At 49.8% G+C, this 255-nt stretch carries 1 rRNA gene; it reads left to right on the forward strand.

Annotated features, from left to right (window positions below):
* Positions 1–255, forward strand: a 23S ribosomal RNA gene (locus tag Q8G36_RS28795); the annotation flags it as partial.

Consider the following 255-nt stretch of genomic DNA (forward strand, 5'->3'; position numbering starts at 1 on the left):
AGGTGAAAAGCACCCCGGAAGGGGAGTGAAATAGATCCTGAAACCGTGTGCCTACAAGTAGTCAAAGCCCGTTAATGGGTAATGGCGTGCCTTTTGTAGAATGAACCGGCGAGTTACGATTTCATGCAAGGTTAAGTTGATGAGACGGAGCCGCAGCGAAAGCGAGTCTGAATAGGGCGAATGAGTATGAGGTCGTAGACCCGAAACCAGGTGATCTACCCATGTCCAGGGTGAAGTTCAGGTAACACTGAATGG

The sequence above is a fragment of the Peribacillus frigoritolerans genome (assembly GCF_030676415.1).
In the GTDB taxonomy this organism is placed as follows: Bacteria; Bacillota; Bacilli; order Bacillales; family DSM-1321; genus Peribacillus; species Peribacillus frigoritolerans_A.